At 26.4% G+C, this 25,902-nt stretch carries 25 protein-coding genes and 1 tRNA gene; 13 read left to right on the top strand and 13 right to left on the bottom strand.

Annotated features, from left to right (window positions below):
• The first annotated feature begins 14 nt into the window (after nucleotides 1-14).
• The 6 genes from QP548_RS14505 (at nucleotide 15) to QP548_RS14480 (ending at nucleotide 6,153) form a co-directional block, all read left to right on the top strand.
• The gene (locus QP548_RS14505; protein ID WP_081109974.1) at nucleotides 15-1,742 is read left to right on the top strand and encodes an ABC transporter ATP-binding protein/permease; all 1,728 of its coding nucleotides are present in this window, start codon (nucleotides 15-17) and stop codon (nucleotides 1,740-1,742) included.
• Nucleotides 1,743-3,431 (top strand): ABC transporter ATP-binding protein, encoded by a 1,689-nt coding sequence (locus tag QP548_RS14500; protein WP_057258269.1) that lies wholly within the window; start codon nucleotides 1,743-1,745, stop codon nucleotides 3,429-3,431.
• Nucleotides 3,418-3,813: a YbaN family protein gene (locus QP548_RS14495; protein WP_003479981.1), complete on the top strand. Its 396-nt coding sequence runs from the start codon at nucleotides 3,418-3,420 to the stop codon at nucleotides 3,811-3,813. The genes QP548_RS14500 and QP548_RS14495 overlap by 14 nt, the downstream gene beginning before the upstream one ends.
• Entirely contained in the window at nucleotides 3,797-4,093 is a 297-nt protein-coding gene (locus QP548_RS14490; RefSeq protein ID WP_081109926.1) for a nitrous oxide-stimulated promoter family protein, read from the top strand. Before QP548_RS14495 ends, QP548_RS14490 begins: the two co-directional genes overlap by 17 nt.
• A 125-nt stretch (nucleotides 4,094-4,218) precedes the next feature.
• Entirely contained in the window at nucleotides 4,219-4,404 is a 186-nt protein-coding gene (locus QP548_RS14485; RefSeq protein WP_003464228.1) for a (2Fe-2S)-binding protein, read from the top strand.
• Between the two features lie 303 nt (nucleotides 4,405-4,707).
• Nucleotides 4,708-6,153, top strand: coding sequence for an arylsulfatase (locus QP548_RS14480; protein ID WP_061426183.1), 1,446 nt, complete (start codon nucleotides 4,708-4,710; stop codon nucleotides 6,151-6,153).
• Between the two features lie 157 nt (nucleotides 6,154-6,310).
• Here QP548_RS14480 and QP548_RS14475 read toward each other — a convergent pair whose 3' ends face one another.
• The 5 genes from QP548_RS14475 to QP548_RS14455 all read right to left on the bottom strand — a co-directional run bounded on the left by QP548_RS14475 (nucleotide 6,311) and on the right by QP548_RS14455 (nucleotide 11,721).
• Nucleotides 6,311-7,648 (bottom strand): MFS transporter, encoded by a 1,338-nt coding sequence (locus QP548_RS14475; RefSeq protein ID WP_061426184.1) that lies wholly within the window; start codon nucleotides 7,646-7,648, stop codon nucleotides 6,311-6,313.
• Nucleotides 7,649-7,848: 200 nt separating this feature from the next.
• Nucleotides 7,849-8,868, bottom strand: coding sequence for an ABC transporter substrate-binding protein (locus QP548_RS14470; RefSeq protein ID WP_061426185.1), 1,020 nt, complete (start codon nucleotides 8,866-8,868; stop codon nucleotides 7,849-7,851).
• On the bottom strand, nucleotides 8,849-9,637 hold the full coding sequence (locus tag QP548_RS14465; protein ID WP_061426186.1) for a DUF3919 family protein: 789 nt from the start codon (nucleotides 9,635-9,637) through the stop codon (nucleotides 8,849-8,851). The genes QP548_RS14470 and QP548_RS14465 overlap by 20 nt, the downstream gene beginning before the upstream one ends.
• Entirely contained in the window at nucleotides 9,630-11,060 is a 1,431-nt protein-coding gene (locus QP548_RS14460) for a HAMP domain-containing sensor histidine kinase (protein WP_061426187.1), read from the bottom strand. Before QP548_RS14460 ends, QP548_RS14465 begins: the two co-directional genes overlap by 8 nt.
• Entirely contained in the window at nucleotides 11,050-11,721 is a 672-nt protein-coding gene (locus QP548_RS14455) for a response regulator transcription factor (protein WP_061426188.1), read from the bottom strand. The genes QP548_RS14460 and QP548_RS14455 overlap by 11 nt, the downstream gene beginning before the upstream one ends.
• A 291-nt stretch (nucleotides 11,722-12,012) precedes the next feature.
• Here QP548_RS14455 and QP548_RS14450 point away from each other — a divergent pair, with 291 nt between their 5' ends.
• Together QP548_RS14450 and QP548_RS14445 are read left to right on the top strand one after the other, a co-directional pair.
• Nucleotides 12,013-13,212: a cation:proton antiporter gene (locus tag QP548_RS14450; protein ID WP_061426189.1), complete on the top strand. Its 1,200-nt coding sequence runs from the start codon at nucleotides 12,013-12,015 to the stop codon at nucleotides 13,210-13,212.
• A gap of 251 nt (nucleotides 13,213-13,463) precedes the next feature.
• A complete protein-coding gene (locus QP548_RS14445) occupies nucleotides 13,464-13,991 on the top strand; it encodes a hypothetical protein (protein ID WP_003458267.1) in 528 nt (175 codons plus the stop codon).
• A 124-nt stretch (nucleotides 13,992-14,115) separates the two neighbouring features.
• On the opposite strand, the gene QP548_RS14440 is transcribed toward QP548_RS14445, so the two are convergent.
• Nucleotides 14,116-14,191, bottom strand: a tRNA-Met gene (locus QP548_RS14440).
• Nucleotides 14,192-14,363: 172 nt separating this feature from the next.
• On the opposite strand from QP548_RS14440, the gene QP548_RS14435 reads away from it, so the two are divergent.
• From QP548_RS14435 to QP548_RS14425, 3 genes are all read left to right on the top strand, one after another.
• Nucleotides 14,364-15,140: a hypothetical protein gene (locus tag QP548_RS14435; RefSeq protein WP_003458253.1), complete on the top strand. Its 777-nt coding sequence runs from the start codon at nucleotides 14,364-14,366 to the stop codon at nucleotides 15,138-15,140.
• Between the two features lie 417 nt (nucleotides 15,141-15,557).
• The gene (locus QP548_RS14430) at nucleotides 15,558-16,988 is read left to right on the top strand and encodes a hypothetical protein (protein ID WP_061426190.1); all 1,431 of its coding nucleotides are present in this window, start codon (nucleotides 15,558-15,560) and stop codon (nucleotides 16,986-16,988) included.
• Between the two features lie 2 nt (nucleotides 16,989-16,990).
• The gene (locus tag QP548_RS14425; protein WP_003464272.1) at nucleotides 16,991-17,683 is read left to right on the top strand and encodes an OmpA/MotB family protein; all 693 of its coding nucleotides are present in this window, start codon (nucleotides 16,991-16,993) and stop codon (nucleotides 17,681-17,683) included.
• 43 nt (nucleotides 17,684-17,726) lie between these two features.
• Here the strand turns inward: QP548_RS14425 and QP548_RS14420 are convergent, their stop codons facing one another.
• The 6 genes from QP548_RS14420 to QP548_RS14395 form a co-directional block, all read right to left on the bottom strand.
• A complete protein-coding gene (locus QP548_RS14420) occupies nucleotides 17,727-18,614 on the bottom strand; it encodes a decaprenyl-phosphate phosphoribosyltransferase (protein WP_061426191.1) in 888 nt (295 codons plus the stop codon).
• Nucleotides 18,607-20,085 (bottom strand): ArnT family glycosyltransferase, encoded by a 1,479-nt coding sequence (locus QP548_RS14415; RefSeq protein ID WP_242944755.1) that lies wholly within the window; start codon nucleotides 20,083-20,085, stop codon nucleotides 18,607-18,609. The genes QP548_RS14420 and QP548_RS14415 overlap by 8 nt, the downstream gene beginning before the upstream one ends.
• Before the next feature lie 143 nt (nucleotides 20,086-20,228).
• Nucleotides 20,229-20,561 carry an EamA family transporter gene (locus tag QP548_RS14410; protein WP_003472400.1) on the bottom strand — a complete coding sequence of 111 codons (333 nt, stop codon included), beginning with the start codon at nucleotides 20,559-20,561 and terminating at the stop codon, nucleotides 20,229-20,231.
• Entirely contained in the window at nucleotides 20,554-20,892 is a 339-nt protein-coding gene (locus QP548_RS14405; RefSeq protein ID WP_061426193.1) for an EamA family transporter, read from the bottom strand. Before QP548_RS14405 ends, QP548_RS14410 begins: the two co-directional genes overlap by 8 nt.
• 9 nt (nucleotides 20,893-20,901) lie before the next feature.
• Nucleotides 20,902-21,537 carry an HAD family hydrolase gene (locus tag QP548_RS14400; protein WP_061426194.1) on the bottom strand — a complete coding sequence of 212 codons (636 nt, stop codon included), beginning with the start codon at nucleotides 21,535-21,537 and terminating at the stop codon, nucleotides 20,902-20,904.
• A gap of 369 nt (nucleotides 21,538-21,906) precedes the next feature.
• Nucleotides 21,907-22,143, bottom strand: coding sequence for a bacteriocin immunity protein (locus QP548_RS14395; RefSeq protein WP_236907319.1), 237 nt, complete (start codon nucleotides 22,141-22,143; stop codon nucleotides 21,907-21,909).
• Between the two features lie 135 nt (nucleotides 22,144-22,278).
• Between QP548_RS14395 and QP548_RS14390 the strand changes: the two genes are divergently transcribed.
• On the top strand, nucleotides 22,279-22,527 hold the full coding sequence (locus QP548_RS14390; RefSeq protein WP_061426195.1) for a hypothetical protein: 249 nt from the start codon (nucleotides 22,279-22,281) through the stop codon (nucleotides 22,525-22,527).
• Between the two features lie 12 nt (nucleotides 22,528-22,539).
• A complete protein-coding gene (locus QP548_RS14385) occupies nucleotides 22,540-23,310 on the top strand; it encodes a CPBP family intramembrane glutamic endopeptidase (protein ID WP_061426196.1) in 771 nt (256 codons plus the stop codon).
• 190 nt (nucleotides 23,311-23,500) lie between these two features.
• Here the strand turns inward: QP548_RS14385 and QP548_RS14380 are convergent, their stop codons facing one another.
• The gene (locus QP548_RS14380) at nucleotides 23,501-25,828 is read right to left on the bottom strand and encodes a putative bifunctional diguanylate cyclase/phosphodiesterase (RefSeq protein ID WP_061426197.1); all 2,328 of its coding nucleotides are present in this window, start codon (nucleotides 25,826-25,828) and stop codon (nucleotides 23,501-23,503) included.
• Nucleotides 25,829-25,902: the final 74 nt, after the last annotated feature.

Below are 25,902 nucleotides of genomic sequence, written 5' to 3'. Positions count from 1 at the left end.
GTGTAGAAATTATGATGATAGACAAGAGGCTTTTAAACTTGTGTAAGGAATCTAAGAAATACATAGGTTTAACTGTTTTAATGAATTGGATTTCTGTAATTTGTAATCTGATGACAATAATAGTTATTGGGTTTAGCATTCAGGAACTTTTTAGTTTAGGGAATATTGAAAACTTAAATAAAAAAATATTAATTTTAGCTGCTCTTTTAGGGATAAGATTTTGTGTGAATTTATTAAGTGGACACTTCTCATATAAATCTTCAGAGATGGTTAAGATTACTCTTAGAGATAAGATATATGAGAAGCTTTTAAAACTTGGAATGAGATATGATAAGGTAGATTCTACATCTTCAATTGTTCAAATGGCAGTTGAAGGGGTAGAGGCTTTAGAGGTTTATTTTAGTAAGTATTTACCTCAGTTAATATATTCTATTTTAGCTCCTTTAACTTTATTTTGTGCTTTAGCATTTATTTCATTTAAAGCAGCTTTAGTATTTATACTTTGTCTGCCTTTAATACCAATATCAATAATATTAATAATGAAAATAGCAAAGAAGATATTAAAGGAATATTGGGGACAGTATTCAGATTTAGGAAACACATTCTTAGAAAACCTTCAAGGGCTTACAACATTAAAGGTTTTTGATGTGGATAATGAAAGACATGAACTTATGAATGAAGAGGCTGAAAGCTTTAGAAAGATAACTATGAAAGTTTTAAGTATGCAATTAAACTCAATAAATGTTATGGATTTAATTGCTTTTGGAGGAGCTGCCCTTGGAAGTATAGTGGCTTTATTACAATTTAGAGCTGGAACAGTAAGTCTTGGAGGAATGATAGTAATTTTATTAATATCAGCAGAATTTTTCATACCTCTTAGATTATTAGGATCATATTTCCACATTGCTATGAATGGAATAGCTGCTGCAGATAGAATTTTTAAGGTTTTAGAAGCTGATGAAAGCAAGGTTTCTTCAGATAATAATCTTAATGAAATATCAAATATCTCTCTTTGTAATGTAAGTTTCTCTTATGATGGAAAAAGAGAAGTTTTAAAGGATATATCTTTATCAATAAATAAAGGAGAATATGTAGCGATAGTTGGTGAAAGTGGAAGTGGAAAAAGTACTATAGCTTCATTGATTTTAAATAACTATAAGGCTTCAAAAGGAAAGATAACTTTAAATGGAGCTGATATAAATAATATTGATTTTTCAAAGCTTTATAATAGGGTATCCATAATATCAACTAACAGTTATATATTTAATGGAACAGTTAGGGATAACTTATTAATAGCTAAGAAGGATGCAACTTTAGAAGAGATAAATTATGCCTTAAAAAAGGCTAACCTTTTAGATTTTGTGAATTCTAAAAAGGAAAAATTAGATTTAGAAGTTGGTGAAGGTGGATCAAAGCTTTCAGGAGGACAAAAGCAAAGACTTGCTTTAGCTAGAACTATATTAGCAAATAGAGAAGTAATAATCTTTGATGAAGCAACTTCAAATATTGATGTTGAAAGTGAAAATATGATTTGGAAATCTATAAATGAAATATCAAAAGAGAAAACAGTAATAGTTATTTCTCATAGACTTGCTAATGTTAAAAATGCAGATAGAATTTATATGCTAGATAAAGGAGTTCTAGTTGAAGAGGGAAGTCATAAAGATCTTATGAAAAGAAAGAACAAATATTATGGCATGGTAAATTATCAAAATGAATTAGAAATAGGAGGTGTTATATAAATGAGAAAATCAGGTTTTTCAATAATGAAAAGGCTTATAGTTGAGCTTAAGCCTCTTGCCCCTGTAATGTTTATAACAGTATTTATGGGAGTTTTAGGATTTTTAGCAGCTATAGGAATAACTGTATTTGGAAGTGTAGCAATATCAAGTTTAATAGATAGTACTATAAGTTTTTCATTTAAAACAGCTCTTATTTTAATGATAGTACTTGGAATATTAAGAGGACCTTTAAGATATGGAGAACAATTAAGTGGACACTATATAGCTTTTAAAATATTAGTTATATTAAGAGACAAAGTGTTTTCAGCTCTTAGAAAACTTGCGCCAGCTAAATTAGAAGGAATGGAAAAGGGAAATTTAATTTCTATGATAACTTCTGATATTGAGCTTTTAGAAGTTTTTTATGCTCATACTATAGCACCAATAAGTATAGCAATTATAACTAACACCATAATGGGATTAATACTTTTAAGTATAAATGTAAAAGTAGGTATAGTTGGAATAATTGGTTATATACTAATAGGTTTTGGGGTTCCTTATATTAGTAGTAGCTTTGGAAAAGAAGCTGGTGTTCAATATAGAGAAGCCTTCGGAAAAACAAACTCTTATATTTTAGATTCTCTTAGAGGAATTAAAGAGGTTTTAATTTTCAACAATGGTAATGAAAGAAGAGGGAATATAAAAAAATTCTCTGAAGAATTAAATGAGAAGCAAAAGGTTATAAAAAAACATGAGGGAATAATAAGAGCCTTTAGTGATTTAATCATAATGTTAACAATACTTATAGCTTTATATGTTGCTTATTTAGAGGTTTTAAAAGGAACTATGACAATAGGAGAGTTAATAATTGTGGTTACTTTAATAGCATCTTCCTTTGGACCTGTTGTAGCCTTAAGTAATCTATCTAACAATCTTCTTTTAACTTTTGCTTCAGCTCAAAGAATTTTTAATATATTAGATGAAAAGCCATCTGTAGAAGAAGTTTTAGGAGAAGGAATGAAAGTTGGAAACAACATAGAGTATAAGGATGTTTCTTTTGCATATAAGGGAAAAGAAAATGTATTAAAAGATGTAAACATAGATATAAAATTAGGTGACAAGATTGCTGTAATTGGAGAAAGTGGAACTGGAAAGAGTACTTTTGTAAAATTACTTATGAGATTCTGGGATGTTACAAAGGGTGAAATTAGCCTAGGAAATAAGAATGTAAAAGAGATTCAGACAAAAGAGTTAAGAAAGAAAATGGCCTTAATGGGACAAGAAACAAGTCTATTTAATATGAGTATTGAAGACAATATCAAAATAGGAAAGCTAGATGCAACTTTAGATGAAGTAAAAGAAGCTGCAAAGAAAGCTGGAATACATGAGTTTATTATGGGTTTAGAGGATGGATATAAAACAAAAGTAGGAGAATTAGGAGGAAACTTATCTTCAGGAGAAAAACAAAGAATTGGACTAGCTAGAGTATTCCTAAGAGAAAGTGAAATAGTAATTTTAGATGAACCTACAAGTAACTTAGATACTTTAAATGAAGGAATAATCTTAAAGTCTATAAGAACATATTTAAAAGATAAAACACTTATACTTATAACTCATAGAAAGTCTACAACTAGGGTATGTGAAAAGGTATTTAGAATTAATAAGGGAAATTTAATTCAATGTGAAGAGGTGAAACATGAGCTTGCTTAAGATATTTTATGTTATTTTAGGTTTTATTTCCTTAGGATTAGGGTTAATAGGAATAATCTTACCTATATTACCTACTACACCATTTTTATTATTAACAGCATTCTGTTTTGTTAAAGGATCAGACAAGTTTGATAAGTGGTTTAAAGGGACAAAGATATATAAAAATCATTTAGAAAGCTTTGAAAAAAATAGGTCTATGACTTTAAAAACTAAATTAACTATACTACTTACAGCTGATATTATGTTATTATTTCCACTTATATTATCAAAGAGTATTCATCTAAAAATATTTATAGTAATATTAATGATGTTTAAATTCTATTATTTTATCTTTAGAATTAAAACCGTAAAAGTAGGTGAGGTTGTTGAACAGAATAGATAAAGAAAAAGAGATAATAACATTAATGATAAAGCTTTATTGTAAGAAGAAACATGGAGGTTCAAATGGGGAACTTTGTAATGAGTGTAGGGAGTTAGAAGAGTATGCTCATAAGAGATTAACTTATTGTAAGTTTGGAAATGAAAAAAGTTCTTGTAAAAAGTGCCCTATTCATTGTTATAAAAAGGATATGAAAGAAAAAGTTAAAGAGGTAATGAAGTTTTCAGGACCTAGAATACTTATATATAATCCAAAGGAATATATAAGACATATATTTAAATAGTTTTGCAAAAAGGGATGTATCTAAATAGAGAAAATATTTCTTGTTTGGATGCATCTTTTTATTTATATATTGAAGAGTTATGTGGTAAGCTAAAAATATATTTTTAACTTAAGGAGATTTTTAGAATGGGTAATATAGATAAAGATAGAATTGTATGTAGATGTAAAAAGGTATCAGAAGGAACAATAATAGAAGCAATAAAAAATGGAGCAGATACTTATGAAAAAGTAAAAAAAGAGACAGGTGCCAATACTTATGGGTGTTTTGCTTGTAGATTAGAAATAAAAAAATTATTAGAGGAAAATAAATAGGATAAAATTAAAGGGTTGTATCAAAACTTAAAATAAAATTTATAAATATATTGTTTATATGTTTTATTTTAAGTTTTGATATAATCTTTTTTTATTTAAGAAAGTAATTATTATAAGATGAGTATATTTTATTTGGTAGAAATTTTAATAGGAAGATATTAATTTAAAGGTGGGCTTTGTTTAAAAGGAGCCTAAAAATAATAAATAAATATGTAAAAATAGACAATCTACATTTTAGAATGAAAAAGTTATAATATATTTAAATTGGTATAAATGAAGAGAAAAATTGGGGGGAGATTAAATATGAAGCCAAATATTGTTTTAATCATGGTTGACCAGATGAGAGGAGATTGTCTAGGGGTTAATGGAAATGAATTTATAGAAACTCCTAACTTAGATATGATGGCCACTGAAGGATATAATTTTGAAAATGCTTATACAGCAGTTCCAAGTTGCATTGCATCTAGGGCAGCTATTTTAACAGGTATGAGCCAAAAATCTCATGGAAGAGTTGGATATGAAGATGGAGTTTCATGGAATTATGAAAATACCATAGCTTCAGAATTTTCAAAAGCTGGTTATCATACTCAATGTATTGGGAAAATGCATGTTTATCCAGAGAGAAATCTTTGTGGATTTCATAATATTATGTTACATGATGGGTATTTACACTTTGCCAGAAATAAGGAAGGAAAAGCGTCTACTCAAATTGAACAATGTGATGATTATTTAAAGTGGTTTAGAGAAAAGAAAGGGCATAATGTTGATTTAATAGATATAGGGCTTGATTGTAATTCATGGGTATCTAGACCTTGGGGATATGAGGAAAACTTACATCCTACTAATTGGGTGGTTAATGAATCAATAGATTTCTTAAGAAGAAGAGATCCAAGTAAGCCATTCTTTTTAAATATGTCCTTTGTTAGACCACATTCCCCTTTAGATCCACCAAAGTTTTATTTTGATATGTATAAGGATGAGGATTTACCAGAACCTTTAATGGGAGATTGGGCTAATAAAGAGGATGAAGAAAATAGAGGGAAAGATATAAATTGTGTAAAAGGAATAATTAATAAGAAGGCATTAAAAAGAGCTAAAGCTGCTTATTATGGGGCAATAACTCATATTGATCATCAAATAGGAAGATTTTTAATAGCCTTATCTGAGTATAGGGAGTTAAATAATACAATATTCTTATTTGTTTCTGATCATGGAGATATGATGGGAGATCATAATTGGTTTAGAAAGGGAATTCCTTATGAAGGAAGTGCAAGAGTTCCATTTTTTATTTATGACCCAGGAAACTTATTAAAAGGGAAAAAAGGAAAAGTATTCGATGAAGTTTTAGAGTTAAGAGATATTATGCCAACTTTATTAGACTTTGCTAACATTTCTATACCAGATTCAGTAGAAGGCTTAAGCCTTAAGGATTTAATAGAGGAAATAAATTCTACTTGGAGAGATTATATTCATGGAGAGCATTCCTTTGGAGAGGATTCTAACCACTACATTGTAACAAAGAGAGATAAGTTTTTGTGGTTTTCTCAAAGAGGGGAAGAACAATATTTTGATTTAGAGAAGGATCCAAAAGAGCTTACTAATCTTATAGATTCAGAAGAGTATAAGGAGAGAATAGATTACTTAAGAAAAATATTAATTAAAGAGCTTGAAGGAAGAGAAGAAGGATATACTGATGGAAATAAACTTTTAAAAGGACATCCAGTAAGCACTTTAAAGCATATAAGATAATAAAATTTATATGTTTTTAGATAAAATCAGTGATTCTCTAAAAATATTTATAAGTTTTAATTTCTATAATAAAAAAGGAAACTAGAAAGGGGGAGCCTCCTAGTTTCCTTTATCTGATTTATATATGTATATATTTAGTTATATTGTGATTAAAATATTAAGCTATCTTATCTTCAACTTGTGGATTTTTCTTTATCTTTAAAGTTAAAGCTAAAAGAAGTAATGCAATGAATGCACCTATTATGATAAATATGAATGCACCGTTCCATCCAAAGCTATCAGCTATCATACCTAAAACGAAGTCAGCCATGAATTCACCAAGAAGGTATCCGCAAAGTCCTGAGAAACCTGTAGCAGAACCAACAGCAAAGTTAGGTACAACGTCTATTAAGTTCATTCCTATTAATAATTGAGGTCCGTATATGAAGCATCCTATAAATGCAACAGAAATCATTGTTACTAATGTACTGCTTGTTTGCCAGTAAGCTACTGTGGCAAAGATAACACCGATCATACATAAGATACTAAGTGGAGCACGCTTTCCTTTGAATACAACGTCTGAAAGCCATCCAAGTAATATTGATGCTGGTATTGCAGCATATTCAAATAAGAACATTGCCCAGTTTGCATTAGCAGCAGAGAATCCTTTTGATTCTTTTAAGTATATAGGAATCCAGTTAACAACACCTTGTCTTATTAAATAAACAAAGATATTAGCTAGTGCTAAGTACCAAACATATTTATTTTTAAGAACATATTTAACCATTATTTCTTTTGAAGATAAAGTTGTTGGATTAACCTCAGCCTTAACTTCAGGATAATCATTTCTATATTCTTCAACTGGAGGTAATCCAACAGATGCTGGAGTATCAGCTCCAATTACATAACAGAATAAAGCTACTATTGTACATATTATTGCTGGTACAAAGAATATTGATTGGAAATGATTTTGTCCGAATACTAATAAACATAAAGTTGCTATAGGGGCGATTAAACCTCCACCTATATTATGAGAAGTATTCCATATTCCCATTTTAAGTCCTCTTTCTTTTTGAGAGAACCATTTACCTAATACTATTGAACATGGTGGAGCTCCCATACCTTGGAAGAATCCGTTAAATACCATAAGTATTAAGAATATTGGAACTGTACGAGCAAATCCCATTAGAACACTTAATACTGATGATGCAATAAGTCCAAAACATATAAATTTCTTTACATTTGATTTGTCTGATAAATTTCCTAAAATGAACTTACTTAAACCGTAAGATACAGCAAGTCCCATACTTATAAGTCCGATTTGTGTTTTTGAAAATCCATAGTTATCAATTAAATATGGTGATGCTACAGCAAAGTTTTTTCTAACTAAGTAGTAACCTGTATATCCAATAAATATCATAAGGAACATACGAATACGATATGCTTTGTATGCTGATGATACCTTATCTTTTGGAAGTCTAGGTATTGCTGGAGCTGGGCTAAAAAATCCAAACATTCTATAATCCTCCTAGTTATATGTGTTATACGTGTTAATGTTTTCAAAAAACAGTTTACTTATTAATAATAAAATAAGAATTAAACAACAAAATCTCTTAAATGTTTCATAAATGTAACATTTAAGAGATTTTAATTAATTTTAATACTATGATGTTTATTAAATAAATTTCACTTACATATAAGTTATTATTATTTAAATTACTCTTTATTTTTATAGAGTATTTGCATTATTTTTTCCCTATCTTCAGCAGCGAGATAGAAATTATATTTATCATATATTTTAAATTGATTTGTATCAAAGTTCTTAGTAGAAATAGCCTTAGAGAACTTTGATAAGTTACTTGAAGTTTCCTTTGATAATACAAAGTCTATAAAGCTTTTAGCTATTTTTTCATGTTTAGAATTTTTGATTAAAGCTATAGAGTCTACATTCCAACCAGCATTTTCAGGGACTATGCTAATTATATTGTCTGAAGATCTATTAGCTATTAATTGGTCACTTAGAAAGTTAACCGTTATAAGATATTCACCAGAGGCAACCCTTTGAATTGAGTTAAATCCACTTATGGTTGAAGAGGATACATTGTCATTAAGCTTAGCTATAAATGTTTCAAATTTTTCTTTCCCTAACTCTTGGTAAAGTGATGCCATTAAGGTATATCCTGTACCAGAGGTTTGAGGATTAGGGAGTATTATTTTATCTTTAAATTCTGGATTTAATAAGTCCTCAATTTTCTTAGGGTAGGGAACAGAATCTCCAAAATGTGTTTGCCATAGAGATTTGTTTATTCCTATTGATAGTGGAGTTATTTGAAAACCAGTCCAATATCCTCTTAAATCCTTGTATTTTGCAGGAATATTATTAGCCCAGGGAGAGTTATATTCTTCTAAGGCATCATACTTTTTTAAAATTTCATATCCATCACAGCTTCCCCCAATAAAAATATCTCCTTGAGGATTATCCCTGGTGTCTAATATTCTTTGAACAGCTTCTTCCGTTGGAAGCTTTATATATTCATAAGTACAATCATATTCATTTTTAAATTTTTCAAGAAGATATTTTCCCTCTTCTTCTCTAAGAGAGCCATAAACAACTATATGGTTCATGTTAGATGTACTCAAAGCCTTTTCTTTTTTTATAATATGTAATTTGGCTATTAATAGTAGAATTATAATAGTTAATATTATGGTGATTTTTTTATTTAAAAATTTCTTCATTTAAATTCCCCTTTAAATAAATATTTTTACCATTTTCATCACCTAGATATTGTATGATCACGTAGTCCTTATAAACATCTATATAAAAAGTATTATTGGAGATATCTCCTTCTTTAGCATATCTATATAAAGTTAAATGATGTTTAGGTATTTCACTTAAATCAGTTTTTAAAAAATCCTTATTATCATTCATAAGTCTTAAGGACTTAAAGTCCTCTAATAAAAGAGATTTAGAATCCTTTGATAGATTTTTCATAGTTCCATCCTTTTTATAGGTTATTAGATTATCAGGACTTGATAATATGGATTCAAGGTTGTTAACAGTATAAAATGCATCCTTTAGATTATTTCTAAGCATATTTATTAAGGAGGAGTTATTAGAATAACTTTCACCGTCTAATTTTAATATGTTTGATATTTCAAAGGGAGTTTTATCTCCATTTAAATAATAAATTTCACCAGATATAAATAAGGTGTTCTCTAAGGGTAAAGCATTTTCTTTAGTTGAGTTAGTAAGGCATATTTTATTAAAATATTGAAGCAATTCATTAAGTTCAGATTTATTTGATATTACTGTAGTTCCTAAATAAGGATTTGAAAGTATTATTTTATCAGGTATTTTAATATTTAAATCTCCCTTATTCTCTTGTGAACTTTTAACAATTGTTAATGAGTCATATATATTACTAGAATAATAGATATAGGTAGCAAGTATTATTACTATGAAAAATAAGTAAATAGCAAGTGTATTTTTAAAATTTTTACTCATTAAAATCCTCCTCCTTAATCTCATTATTTTTACCAATAGAGAAGGAGAGTGTAACCTTGGTACCAACATCTAATTCGCTTTCTATGTTGAAACCATAGTTTTGACTTTGCATTATATCTTTACATATTTTTATTCCAAGTCCATTTCCTTTAGGATTAACATACTCATCTTTAATTATAAAACCTGTACCATCATCTTCTATAATAACCTCCATTTTATTTGGAGATCTCTTTGTTGATATATTAAGGGTTTCACAACCACTGTATTTTATAGCGTTATCTATTATATTTATGAAGACTTGTTTTGTTTTATCGTGGTCTCCATATATGAAAAAGGATTCATAATTTCTATAAACCTTAATATCATAATTATCCAGTTTTATTTTTAATATTTTTAGACAATCATCTATTAAGGATTTAACATCTATGTAGGTGTATTCAATTTCAAAGGTATTCTTGTTACTTTTAGCTAAAAGAAGTATTTCTTCTACTAAATTTAAAAGTCTTTTTCCTTCTTTTTCTATAAGGGCTGAACTTTGAACTATTTTTTCTTTATCATTTAACTTAGGAATTATTTCAGAGAAGCCAATTATGGCAGTGAGCGGAGTTTTGAACTCATGGGATACATTATCAAAAAATTTTTTTTGGTGAAGCTTAGCTGACTTTATTTCATTTATATATTTATCAAGGTTTTCACTCATTATGTTAAAAGTATTTGCTAAGTCTTCAACCTCATCTCCACTTGTTATATGTAGCTTTTCTTTAAATTTTCCTTCAGAAATATTTTTAGATTTTTGCTTTAAAATCATTAAAGGACTAACTAGTTCTTTAGCAAAAGTATTTATTAAAAAGATGGCAATTACTATGGCTATTAAACCACTTATAATAAATATGGTTAAAGTATTTCTTAAAATTTCATAGGCTTCTGTATTCATTAATATTAGTCTAATTGCACCATATTCCTTACCTTTATAAAATATTGGGCTAGAAAGGAAGAGAGTAGGTATGTTATCTATTTTTTCTACTATGTAAGCAGTCTGCCCATCTAAGGCTTTATTTATATCTGAACCAAATAATGAGATTTCATCTGAGGAAGAATCATATATTATTTGGGCTGAATTACTAATTATTTGTATTCTCACATTATATTTTTCACTAAGTGTCGAAGCTATAAATGGAGCATTATCTCTAATAATATCTTCTTTATCTCCAGAATCATTTGATGAAAGTAGATTAAGTATATATGATTCTGTTGTTCTACTTTTATCAAGTAAATATTCAATAGAGTTATTTATTAAATTTTTACTTAAAGCGTTATAAGTTATTATGAAAATAAAAATTATTATGGGAGCTAATATTAATAAATTAGTTAAAATAATTTTTTGTTTTAAGTTTAAATTTGTTTGCTTTTTATTATTTTTCATCTAGTTTATAACCAGCCTTATATAAGGTTTTTATGTAATTTTGACAGGGACCTAATTTTTTTCTAAGTCTTTGAATTAGAATATCTACAGCCCTAGTTGTTCCTTCAAAATCATATCCCCAAACTTTATTTAGGAGTTCTTCTCTTGAAAAAACTTTATTTTTATTTTGGCAAAGACACCTTAGTACTTCAAATTCTTTAAAGGTTAAGTTTATATATTCAGATTTAACAAGAGCCTTTCTTTCATCTAAGAGTAATGTTAAATCTCCAACAGTTAAATCCTTTACTTTTTTCTTTGAATCACTTGAAATATGTTTACCAACTATATTTATTCTTAAAATTAGTTCGGTGCTATTAAATGGTTTTGTTATATAATCATCAGCACCTAATTGTAACCCTAAAAGCTTATCATTTATATCACTTTTTGCAGTTAGCATTATTATAGGTATATCATCAATATTTTTTATTTTAGGGATTAAATTAAATCCACTTATATCAGGTAACATAGCATCTAAAATTATTATATCTGGCTTTTCTTTTATTACTAATTCTAATGCATCTAAAGCATTCTCAGCCGTTATAGGAATATGACCTTCTATTTCTAAGTTCATTTTTATGAGTTGTAAAATACTTACTTCATCATCTACAACTAAAATTTTCATAACTGTTTATTCCCCCTTTATTAGAATTTAGCAGCAATTTTAATTTTAGCATAAAAGGTTACTTATTAATTGTACTATATTAATTTTATTGTTAAAGAGTAAATTTCATATTTTTGATTATTAGAATAAGTAAAGTAAAATTTGTCCTATTAATAATATAAATAATTTAGGGAGTATTAATACTTATATAAAATCAATGTATTAAAGAATTTAATTATAAATAGGATTGAAAAAGTTACAAAATAAAACTATAATGTAAATTAATGTATATTTTAAGTGGGAGGATTTGTAATGCTATCTTATGAGTTTTTATTTGATTTAGCACTTATTCTTATTAGTACTAAACTATTTGGATTAATAACTAAAAAAGTTAGGATGCCACAGGTTGTTGGGGCTTTGGTAGCTGGGGTTATTTTGGGACCTGCTGTTTTAAATGTTTTATCTGAGACAGAATTTATTCAAAAGCTTGCAGAATTAGGTGTTATAGTACTTATGTTTACAGCTGGCTTAGAAACTGATATTAATCAATTAAAGAAAACTGGTAAAGCATCATTTATAATAGCTGTACTTGGAGTAATAATTCCTCTTGCAGGAGGATTTTTTATTGCAAGTATATTTAATAAGGGAAATGATGTTAATACAATATTGCAAAATGTATTTATAGGAATTATATTAACAGCCACTTCAGTTAGTATTACTGTAGAAACTTTAAAGGAAATGGGAAAATTAAACACAAGGGCAGGAAATGCAATACTAGGAGCTGCTATTATTGATGATATTTTAGGAATAATAGCCTTAACCATAACAACTAGTTTAGCAGATCCATCAATTAATGTAATAATAGTTTTAGCTAAAATAGTTATGTTCTTTATTTTTGCTGGATTTTCAGGATATCTATTCCACTGGGCATTTATAAAATTAGATGAAAGATATCAGAGAGATTTAAGAAGATTTGTAATTTTAGCTTTTGTATTTTGTTTATTATTATCTTTTTGTGCTGAGGAATTCTTTGGGGTTGCAGATATAACAGGAGCTTTTATAGCAGGTTTAGTAATATCTGATTCAAATAGAAGTAAATATTTAAACTCAAGATTTGAAACCTTGTCATATATGTTATTATCTCCTATATTTTTTGCTAGTATAGGTATAAAGGTTCAATTAACAGCTATGACAAAAACTATTTTCATATTTGCAATATTATTACTTATAGTAGCTATATTAAGCAAGGTTTTAGGATGTGCCTTAGGAGCTAAACTGTGTAAGTATAGTAATAGAGAAGCTATTCAAATAGGAACAGGAATGATATCAAGGGGTGAGGTGGCACTTATAGTTGCAAATAAAGGAATTGCAATGGGACTTATGCTACCAGAATTTTTAGCTCCTGTAGTAATAGTGGTCGTGGTTACAACTATAGTAACCCCTATTTTATTGAAAGTTGTCTTTAATAATAAATCTAAAAGTGTAGATTTAAATGTAAAGGTAAATGTGTAGAACTTAAAAATAATTAAGAAAGCTTATTTATTATTAAATTATTTTTAAAGGTATGGATTGAAAATATAAAAAAAGTAAGATTTTTAATGATTAAAATAGAGAGATTAACAACTGGTGATTATAATCATTTTAAAGAATTTTTCTTAGTATTATTATAATTAATAAATAATTATATAAATACTAAGGCTTGAGTGTAGAGAAAGTCTACATTGAAACTATAGTATTTGTATTTATCTTAGGAGGTAATACAAATGAGTAAAGAAATAATAGATATTGAAGTAGAAGAATTTATACCATTTAATGATGCAGCAGATATGAAAGAGTTTAGAAAATTTCTTAAACAATATGGAATAGAAGATGCCTTAGAGGACACTACATTAGATTACACTAAAAAGAAATTAGAGATGTTACTTGCTTTAGCTGAAGATGGTGAGGATGAAGAGTTAGCAGAACATAAAAATATATTAAAAAAATTATTAAATAACTTAAAAGGTGAAAAAGTTAAAAGAGAAGCTATGAAAGCTTTATATGAAGTTTATAGAGAATATGAAGATTTAACTGGTAAGGAATGTGAAGATTTAATTGATTCTAAAGAGTTAGATAAAAAAATAAAGGAGGCTTTAAAAGAGTATAAGAAATATGAGCACTTTAAAACTCATGAAGAACAAATAGCTGAAAAATGGATAAGAGAATTAAAGAAAGAGGCTATAGAATATAAAAAACAATACAAGGAATTAAAAAAAGATATTAGAAGAGATTTAAAAAGATTAGAAAAATAAAATATATTTAGGTTTAAGATAAAAGCTATATCAAAACTTTATTTTAATAATTTGTTTTGATATAGCTTTTTTTAACATATATTATAATAAAAATAAAAAAGGTTCTGTTTTACAGAACCTTTTGTGGTTGCGGGAGCAGGACTTGAACCTACGACCTTCGGGTTATGAGCCCGACGAGCTACCAGCTGCTCCATCCCGCGTCATTAAATTGTATCTACTACTCTTTAACTATACGTTAATATATAATTAAAGTCAAGGAAATTAAATATTTATTATATTTAAATTGTTATAAGTACTTAGAACTTTCTCTTTTGTGATATATAATAAATATAGGGACGTATATTAGTTTTAATTTTTTATTCAGGAGGAGAAATGTTTACCAAAGGTTTTGACGAGGCATATAATAGGGCTTTAGAACTTCAGAAATTATTTTATGGTGAAAAAGAAAAATATAATGAAGAGTTAAAGAATGAAAATAGGGACATAAAGCATTTAGTTAACAAAATAAACGAAGAAAAAATATATATATTAGAAACACTAGTACCTAAATATGCTAAGAATATGAGTATTTTAGAAAGACAAAGTATAAAAGCTACTTTAGGAGAAGAAGTCAGTAGTGAATATATAATAAATGATTATAATATACGACCTATTAAAGAACTGCTACTGATAGATTATGATGAAAAGTCTATTATAAAAAATATAAAGAATCCTTTTATTAAGGTCTTTAAGATAAACAAAATAAATAAAAATTTAGATGAAGAAACTATGGAAATACAATCTGCAAGAGATGAAATGAAAAAGATATCACAATGTGCGCAGGATGATAAGCTTAAATTAATAAGAATTTATAAATTAATATGTTCTGCAACTAATTTAGGGGAAGCAATAGAGGAACGGTTTAGAGATTTCATACCTATGATACAAAGCAGCAGGCTAATATATGGGGATTGCAATATAGAGAAGCGTAGCTATAGAATAGGAAACGTTATGAAATGCTATGATGGAATAATGCAGTTTTTAGTAAAGATATGTGAAACTAAATATAGAAGTGCAGAGGGAAAGCGAGTTAAGTACATAAAAGATTCTTTAATTGATGAGCATTTAGAAGAATTAGATTTATGGAAACAGAGCTTTAATGAAATATAAATTTATTTAATTTCTAAAGTTAAGACAAGAGAAATAGGCATATTTTTATGATTTATTATGGTGTTACAGCCAGTTTATTCAATAAAATGATAAAAATTTTTAAAGAATAGAGAAAAATATGTAGATTTTATTGAATTTTTAACCAGAATATGATACTGTCTACATATAGTAAATACTTATAGCGTGTTAGTATTTATTTTGGATTTGGTTGGAGAATAATTTCTTCAGCCTTTATTCTTTATATAGATAGTTTATAGTTTAAGAAATATTTAAAATTAAGTCTTATGAAATCAAGGGTAACTTGAGTATTCATAAGGCTTTTTTATTTTATTTATTATGGAAATTCATTATAAAAACCTATTTGTAATCATATATTTCATATAAAGATTAATTAATAGGGGAGGAGAATTTTTTATAATGAATACAATTAGTAAAATATTACAATCTTTTTTAACTCAAAATATTCTAGGGTATATTGGTGTTACATTAATTTTAATAGTTATATGCCTAGGATTTATCTACAATATGAGGGTTAAGAAAAAGTATGAGAATCTTTTAAATGCTTTTAATGAAAGTGAGTGGATTAATGTTTCAAATAATGAAGATCAAAAGGAACTTAAATTTCTTAATTCAGAGTTAAAAGCAATGGCAGATGATTTTAGAAAGAGTGCTATTAAAGGAACATATAATATCAACACAGAGGTAATAATTCAAAAGAATATAGAAAAGAGAATATTAAAAGAAGAAAATATTGCAAATATACTGCCATCTATTTCAATAGCCTTAGGTCTTATAGGTACATTTTTAGGGCTTACTGTGGCTATTATGACAACAACAGGTATATTATCCTCTGGAACACAGAGCATGGCTGACTTCTCAAGAAGTATGAATATGCCTCTAGGAAGTATGTCTAGTGCCTTTTGGACAAGTATTGTAGGGGTAATAGGTTCTATCATCTTAAATTGTCTAAACATTAATTTAAAGAGAGCTAAAGAGGATTTCTATGATGTTTTTGAAGACTATTTAGATAACATATTATTTTCTATTTATATAAAATCAGATAAAGATGTACTTACTGATTTTATGAATAAAGCTTTAGGAAGTTTTTCAATAAAGTTAGATGAATTATTTAACAAGGGAATAAATAATTTAGTTGAAGGCATAAATAAAAACACTCTAGATATGACAAGTACCTTTAATGGAATGAATAAACATATAAGTGATTTAGAGAATATTGTATCATACTTTAGAGTTTCGGTTATGGGAATAAAAACACCTATAAAAAGCTTTGGTGAAGATTTAGAAAAGTTTAGTAGGGTAAGTGCAGAGTTTTGTAATTCTGTAAATTCAACAAATAATAAATTCCTTAATAAATCTACTAGACTTGAGGAAAGTGTAAATGAACTATCAAAGGCTATAAATGATAATAAGAGAGAAATAAATAAGCTTTGTATGAGATTAGAGGTTCAAAGTAATGAGGTGAGAAGAGGATATAATACCTTTAATGATGTCTTTAATATTATAAAAGATGAGCAAAGCAGAAATAATAAAATTATTTCAAATCAAATTTCAAAATTAAATGATGGATATAGAGAATTTGAAAGGGGAATAAATAAATTTTCAAGTAATGTTTCAAATATGAAAAATGAAGTTGCAAATGGTATATACTATGCTCTTCAAAGAGAAACTCAAGAACTTTCATCAAATATAGTTGATAAATTAAATGTTCCTCTAAGAGATATTAGCCTAGCAACTGAGGAGTTAAGTAGAAGTACTAATAGGAATAGAGAAATTGGAAAGGCAGATTCAGGGTGGAAAAAAGATTGTAAAGAGATTGGTAGGTGTTAAAAATGAAGGTTAGGAGAAGAAAGTATAAGACAGAACAAGAAGTACCTTCTTATTGGCCTTCCTTTGTTGACATAATGACTACTGTTACCTTAGTTTTTTTCTTTATCTTACTTACTTCAATAGGAATTTCAAGCATTTTTGTGGATAATATAGCGGCAGAAAGAGAAACTGTATATGACAAAATTCAAGGAGAATTAAATCAATATGCAGTTAATGAAGAGGTAATGAATTTTAACAGAGAAGAAGGAAAAATTGATATAAAAACAGAAACTTTTTTTGATAGTGATAGCTCAGTTTTAAAGGAAGATGGAAAGAAATTAGCCTCTGAACTTGGGGATATATTTTTCAAATTATTATCTAATGAGGATATAAAAGAAAAAATAGATTATATAGAGATTGTAGGGCATACAGATTTTGCAGGAAGCACAATTCATGGAAGGGAACTATCCACTGAAAGAGCAATAAGCTTTTTAAATGAAATGATGCCAGAGGATAGTGAACTTGAAAATCTACATGGAGAAAAGTTTAAGGCTTCAGGGATGTCTGAGTTTGAAAACTATGCTTCTAAAGAGGAAAGAGATAGGGGATATGATGAATATAATATAGAAGAAACAAAGAAAGATAGAAGAATTGAAGTGCGTATGGTATTTAGTAATGAAGATTTAGAAAAAGCAATAAAGGAAAGAAAAAATTAAATTTTTTAGGAAGATTTGTGTAAAACAAATCTTCCTATAGTTTTTAAATACTCATATTAATAATAAAATTATAATTATTTAAGTTAAGTAAGATTATACAAAAAATTCCCCATATTAATATTAAATAGATTAATTGTTTATCTTTAAGAACTAAATCAGTAGGGCTTTCTCCTTCACTACTGGAATACATTAAATAATAGTATCTTATTGTTCCCCAGATTACCAATATGTCTGTAAAAATAAAAAATCTTATTGATGTACCTAAAATACAATATATAGAATAAAAGACTATTGTACAAGTTAGTGATATATTAATTACTTTATCTAAAAATTCTAAATTATATTTTGATAAATTTTTTCTATGAGTACTTGCATTTTCACCTAAAAAAATAACTTCATTTCTTCTTTTACCAAAACCTAAAAATAAAGATAAAAATAATGTACATAAAATTATCCAATCTGATGCAAGGACACCAGTAGCAAAACTACCAGCTAATACTCTAAAAATAAATCCTAATGCTATTGAGAAGACATCTATAATAACTAAATTCTTAATTTTAAATGAGTAAAATATATTATTTATTAAATAAATAATTATAATAAATAATATAGAAATTTTTAAGCTAAAGGCTATAGCTAAAGATGTTATGCAAAGAATTATGCCAATTAATATTGCTACTGGAATACTAACTTTCCCGCTAGCTATAGGTCTTTTACATTTGTTTGGGTGCTTTCTATCATTTTCTACATCTACAATATCGTTCATTATGTAGACTGTGGAAGATATAAAGCAAAATGCTATAAAGGTAAGTATATTATTTTTTAGAATATCAATATTTAAAAATTTATTTGAAAAAATTATTGGGCCAAATATAAATAGATTCTTTATCCATTGATTTGGTCTAAGTAGTTTGATTATGTATTTAATCATAATCTAACGCCTCCTCATTTTCTTTTGGATTAAAAGCAGTCATGGCAAGAATTATAAATATCCATGATAAAGGATATGAATATCTGTCTTGAGCTTCTATGAGTAATAACTGTAGTGACATACCACCAAAAAGTATATAAAGAAGATCAATTAAGTTCTTTCTTTTTGACTTATTTTTATATAATCCAACATATGATAATGCAAGAAGTATAATGTAGAAACTTTGAATATAGAATACTCCTTCTTCACTGATTCTTATAGTCATATTTCCATTTTCTTTTCCTAGCATTTTTAGGTAATCTTCCTTATTATAAGCTTCATCTAATCCAGCTTCAGACCAGTAATCACCAGCAAAACTTCCATTATTCCAGAAGTTTGAAAATTTTGAAACATAGAATTTAGCAAGCTCTAATTTAGGAGTATTTATTAATCTTCCTTTTATTATTTCTTTAGCCTTTTTATCAGCCTTTTCATAGTTTTCATCACAGTCATGAAAAACTTTGAAGTCCTCTTCATTCCACTTTCCACCAGAAGCTATATTTGTTCCTTTTAGCATAGAAATGCTTGGTGGTTCTGTACCATGCCAAAGAGGATATTCAGTTATATTTAATTTAATAAGCAGTGTACTAAATAAAACAAAAGGAACTATAAATGATACTAATACTACTAGAATATTTTTAAGCTTAACAGTAATGTTTTCTTTGAAATAAAGAAATAAATACATTATGTAAGCTATTATAAAAACATATCCATTAGGTCTAAATAAATGAGATAAACTCAAAAAGATTCCAGATAGACATAAGTATAATAAATTTTGTTTATTGTTTATTGATTTAAAGAACATAAGTACACTTAGTAATAAAAGTGGCATAGCTAAGTTTTCTGAACAATAAACATTGCTATATAATATCATAGGTGGATACAGGGCACTTATTAATAAAACCCAAAAACTTTTCTTTTCATCTTTAAAAATTTCTTTAGAAATCATATAAAGCAAAATTATGTTAAACATTGAAAGTACTATGTTTATAATTCGGATAGCTATTAAGGGATTACTAAAAAAATTTCTTATTATGGCAAAATAAAGTACTGTTGCTGTCATATGTGGAAATCTTGCAAAGTAACTTGTTCCTCTAAACATATAGTTACTTCCATCTAGAAATTCACCTGCACATATAAACATCCTATTAAAATCACCTATAGGAATACTATCTAAATTTAGAAACCATAAGACTCGAAATATTAGTCCTACTGATAAAAGAATAATAAATAATAGTTTTTTACTATAATTTTTCTTTAAATAAAAATACACAAATATTACTAAGCTTATTGCTATAATAGAAAGCACTAATGAAGTAATTGAAAATTCATAGTATAAATTCCGATGAACAATGCTTTCTACTAAAATCAAAAGAAATAAAAATTTCAATGATATGTTTAAAAAACTACTGAGCGCTACATTTTTTTTCATCAAAAAGTCTCCAATCCATATATTTTTTATAAATTTCACTAGTTTAATAAATTATTTATAAAACTAAAAAATAAAGAAATTATCTATAAAAATAAAGGGTTGATAAAGAAGTTTATTTTTATAGAAAATTTCTAAATAGGCTGTTATATAGCTATTAGTAGAGAACCTAAAATTATTAATATTGTACCTATAATCTTATTACTAGTTATTTTTTCACCTAAAGCTATTTTGGCTAAGATCATAGTCCATATGTAAGTCATGGCAGTAAGGGGTAGTACAATGCTATAAGGTAGATATTTAAGTACAAATATATTTAAAATAGCAGCTGTTACATAGAAAAAACCACCTATGTAAATTTTGAAATTAACTATAAGAGATAAGAAGTTATCTACATTTTCTGCACCTTTTTTAAAAAAGAAGCCACCTAATGCACCGAAGAATGTCATTATGGGAAAAACTAAATATATATTATTCATAAGATTTACCTCTTGCTATAAAAATAACTCCAGTAATAATAACTATAATTCCTAAAAATTGAACTAATGATATATGTTCTTTTAGAAATAAGCTACCATTAATTAATGCAAATATATAACTTGTGCACATTAAAGGGTGTATTATTGAAAGATCTCCAAATTTTAAGGCTAATATCATATTAAGAGCCCCTATGACATATAGGACAAAACCTATAATTAATAGAAAGAGATTAGAATCAACCCCTATTTTCCAAAATAATTGTCCGAAAGAAGTACAGAGTGCGGAGAAAAATATTAAAATTATCCCTTTATTTAAATTTTTATTCTTCAAAATTCTTACCTACTTCCATTTTAATATTTCATATTCATGATTTGAATTTTTGCTATTAACAAGATATGCATTCTTAACTAAACTAAACATTGGCGCATCTGATAAAGAGTCAGAATAAGCAACAGAGTTTTCTTTATCGATTATCAAATCATGTTCTTGTAAAAAGGTATTTATTCTTGAGACCTTTTCTTCACCCTTACAATTTAGTCCACTTATTTTGTTTATAAATCTGCCATTTATAAATTCGAATTTAGTTCCTATTACACCATCTATAAAATCTTCATCCTCAAAATATTTTAAGTAGCATTCTGGAGATGCTGAAATCAACAATATATAATATCCTTTACTTTTTAAATCTTTAATTTTAGTCAAAGCATCTTTATAAATCTTAGGTTTTATCATTGTATTAAAAAAGTCGCTTAAATCACCTTCACAGAGATAATTTAAGGGATAAAACATAGATTCTTTTGCTTTCTTAGTATTTATTATTTTAGCCTTATATCCTAATAATTTTATAAATAATATAGGTAAATGAAAGGATAAATAAGGTTTTTTCTTTATTGTGTATTTAAGTAAATAAAACATGGAATCACCATGTATTAATGTTTTATCTACATCAAACAAAGCTATTTTAGTAGTATTCATATAATTGCTCCTAAGTTATTTAAGATTTAATCATATAACCTAAATGATTATAATTTTTGAAATATAAAGAATGTTTTGTGGCACTTTATAATCATAATTAGAGAGAAACTGATAGTAGTTATAATGTTATCTACAGTAATTTCAGTTTCTTGTTAATTTTACCATATTTAATTGAGATTTCAAGATATATTAAAGCTTAGGATATTCTCTAAAAGTTAATTTAGAATTTAAGTAAGTAGTGTAATTTTGTTTACTACAATTGAAAGAATTAGAATTTAATTTTTATCTAAAATTGAGATTTATCTCCATAGTCTGAACGATATACACCATTTAAACCGGCATATTTACCTATCTCAGATAACTCTCTTATTATATTCTCTTCATTAGAGGAAAAGTCAGTTTTTTTGTGTAAGCTGTAAAATATATATAGTTAACTAATCTATTTATTAAAGGAATATTTTTCTCATCATATAAATCTAGTTTGGTATAAACTTTTAATAAAACTTCTTTAATATCATCAAAATTATTTTCTTTTGATTTCGAAAGACTATTATATAAAGAATGCACTAAATCTTTAGATTTATTCATTAATTTAACATTTTCCATTTAAAATACCTCCTAAAGATAATTATAGATAAATTATAGTATTTTCATGAATATGAGTCCATAAATATTTACAAATAATACATTAAAACATATAATTAACATTAAAAGGGAAATAATTATAAAAAGGAGAAAAGAATGGAGAATCAAATTAAAAAGTCAAAATCACCAATAATTTTAGGAGTTATAAGCTGTATAGCTTGGTTTTTCCCACTAATAGGTTTAATTATTAGTATAGTAGGAATAATTATGTCTTCTAAGAAAATAAAAGAGTTTAGTTGTAAGGCATATAAGATAGCATTAGCCTTAAATATTATAGGGCTAGTATTAACTATTATAAATTCTGTAGCTGGAATGATTATGGTTTATCACAAATTAATGGTTTAGGAAGGTCTATATATGAAAAAGTTTTTTAAAACAGTAGGAGTATGCTTAGGATTTCCAATTTTAAATTTTGTTATTGTAAGTTTTATACAAGGCTTTTTTTTAGGTTATACAAAGGATAATATTTCCTTGTTTCAAAAAAATATTTTTTCACTAACAATATTAGGGAATATATTAACTTTAGTATTAATTGCAGTTATACTTTTACCTTCTAATGAAGGTCTATTAAAAAGAATAAAAATAAAAAAGATAAATTTAAAAGAATATTTGTATATTATTGCCTTAAGCATAGGAGTAAGTATAATATTATTGTTTTTAAGTGCTATTTTAACTAAAATAATACCAAGCTATGGTGAGATTGTTAACCAATTAAATATTGCAAACAAATCTGTCTTACAATTAGTAATAGTCATAATATTAATACCTATATATGAAGAGATAGTTTTCAGAGGAATTATTTTTGGATATTTAAGAAAAAACTTTAATATAATAGTGGCTATTTTAGTACAAGCTTTAATTTTTGGAATTATGCATTTAAATTTAGTTCAAGGTATTTATACATTTATTTTAGGTGTAGTATTAGCTTTGATCTATGTGTATTCAGATTCAATTTTAGGAAATATTACTGTACATATAATTTTTAACTTACTAGGAGTATTATTAATACCAATGTTATTAAGTAAATTTCCAAGTATGGTTATAGTTTTATTAATATTAGGAATTGCACTTTTTATTTTTTCAGTTATAAAAATCATTGGAAAATATGAAAAATCTTTATATAAATAAAGAAAAAGGGTGTGTATCAAAATAACTTTTTATAAAGCTTACAAACAGTATGAAGAGAATATCTAGATGAGCTTTAGAATTTAAATTATTAGCGAAATCTGGTAATTCTAGGAATATGTTTGTGAGTTTTATTATTATATTTTGATACAGCCCATTTTTTTATTTTAAATATAAAAAACTTACTTAGTTATTAGCCTATTTTGTTATTGATATTAACTTTTATATAATCTATTATTTCAGATTTAGTTAATGGTTTAGAGAAATAATATCCTTGAACAATATCAAAGCCTAAACTACTAAATAATTTGAAGTCCTCATAAGTTTCTACCCCTTCAATAACTGAGGTTACATTTAATTTTTTTGCTAATATGGATATTGCTTCAATAACAGCTAATTTACTAGGAGTTCTTGCATTAATTACAAACTCTCTTGGAATCTTTAACTCATCAAAATATAAATTAGATATTTGGCTAAGAGATGAGTATCCAGTACCAAAATCATCTATTGATATACAAATTCCATTTTCTCTAAGAAGATTAATATAAGATATTGTTTTAGCATTATTATTTAGTGATACATTTTCTAATATTTCTGCCGTTATTAACTTTTGTGGAATTTTATACTCATTATAAATAGTTAGAATTTCGCTGATTTTTTCATAGGACTTTAAAGTGTTTAAGGATAAATTTACACTACACTTTAATTTTATGCCTGTATCTATTAAGTATCTTTGAAATTCACAGGATTTCTTAAAAACATATAAATCAAGGGAAGAAATTTCTCCTAAATTTTCAGCTATAGGTACAAACTTAGAAGGAGAAATGATACCTAATTTATCATGTTTCCAACGTAGTAGAGTTTCAAAACCAACTATTTTTAATGTTTTTACACAAACCTTAGGTTGGAATACCAAATGAAATTTGTCTGCTAAAAGATCATTTTTAAAATCCTTTTTTAATATGTTCATATGTTCTAAATCTGTTTTTAAATTATCATCATACATAAGTATAGCATTGTTAGGTACTTTAAGCTTTTTAGCTCTCATTAGGGCATAATCTGTTTCTTGAATTAGTAAATCCAAGTTAATATTTGAGTCATTTAATGAATATCCAATATTAAAATTTATATGTATTAAATCAGAGTTATGTTGGATCTTTATATTTTCAAAATCTCTAAAAAATTTTAATATAAGATCAACTTGATCTAATTTAGATATTAGGGCAAATTCATTTCCGCTATATCTACAGTAGAAAACATTTTTACCTAGAAGTAGTTTAATTTCTTTAAATTTATTTGCCACTTCTACTAATACCTTATCACCAACAACATGTCCAAAAATATTATTAATGTCCTTAAAGCTTTTTATATCTATAAAGAAAAGTGCATAATCAGTAGTTAGAGTTTCAAGTTTCTTTAAAAAGTAATTTCTACTATACATATTAGTTAAAAAGTCTATTTCATTAGCTCTCTTAACACTTGCAATTAACCTTAGATTATCTTTTCTTAATATAACATCTCTACATACTAGTAGAATCATAACAAGAAGTATAATTACTAAGCTTTCTATGCCGTTAAAATCACCACTTGCTATAGAAGATGAGATTATGTCTATAGCTGAAAAGGATACAGGGAAAATTCCAATAGTAATACTTATCCATGAATTATTTATATTCATATAGGAATCATCAAATAGCACCTGATCTGGAGCTTTTTCTTGTTCTGTAATTGAATAATATATAGAAAGCATTAATAATATTGGACAAATAAAATAAATACCAATACCTTGATATAAGTAATGAGAAAAAAGTAACTTGCTATTAAAATAGGATATTATATAGCAGTTAAGATTCGAAACATAAAAGTAGATTAATAATAGAAAACTACTTTTTTTATTTCCTCTTAAATAAATAGTTTTTACAAAGATTAATATAATAAGAAATCCTTCTAAAAAAATCCTTAAGCTATTTATATTTAATAAAACTAAACTATATACTGAATCATCTAAGAAATATATAGAAGATATAAAGTATTTAGAATTTTTATAAATAATAAAGGCAAAAGGTATAAATGTAAAAAATGAATCACGAATAATATAATCCTTTAAAACGCTATACTTAAGCATATCTTTTATAAGTTTATAAATCATTACAATAAATATGAATGATAATATTAAAAGTTGAAAGTTTTTTATTAATAACACATTAAAAATTTGAAGATTAAATATACCAAATAGGTTTGTTGCTAAGGTTATTAAAATTTGTATACTTCCAATTAATATAAAACTTAATTTTATGGTATTTAGGGAGCTTTTAGAAACTCTACACCTAAATGCAAATATTGTACTAATTCCACATTGAAAAACCCAAAATGAAAAGGCTATTGCCCATATGAAATAGTCTGGTAAATGTGATGGTATTACCAATATAGAGAATAATGTTCCTACCAAGACTAAAAAACTTAAGATAATTTGAAGTATAAAAAAAAGTTTTATTTTATTGAGCATAGGTCTATGCGTCATATAAACCTCCGAAAGCTTCTTAATATAATATTTGAATTATTAGTTATTTTTATCAAATAATTCATTAACATTTT

The organism is Clostridium sp. UMB9555A, assembly GCF_030222355.1.
Lineage (GTDB): Bacteria > Bacillota > Clostridia > Clostridiales > Clostridiaceae > Sarcina > Sarcina perfringens.
This window is presented reverse-complemented; position numbering and strand designations above follow the sequence as displayed.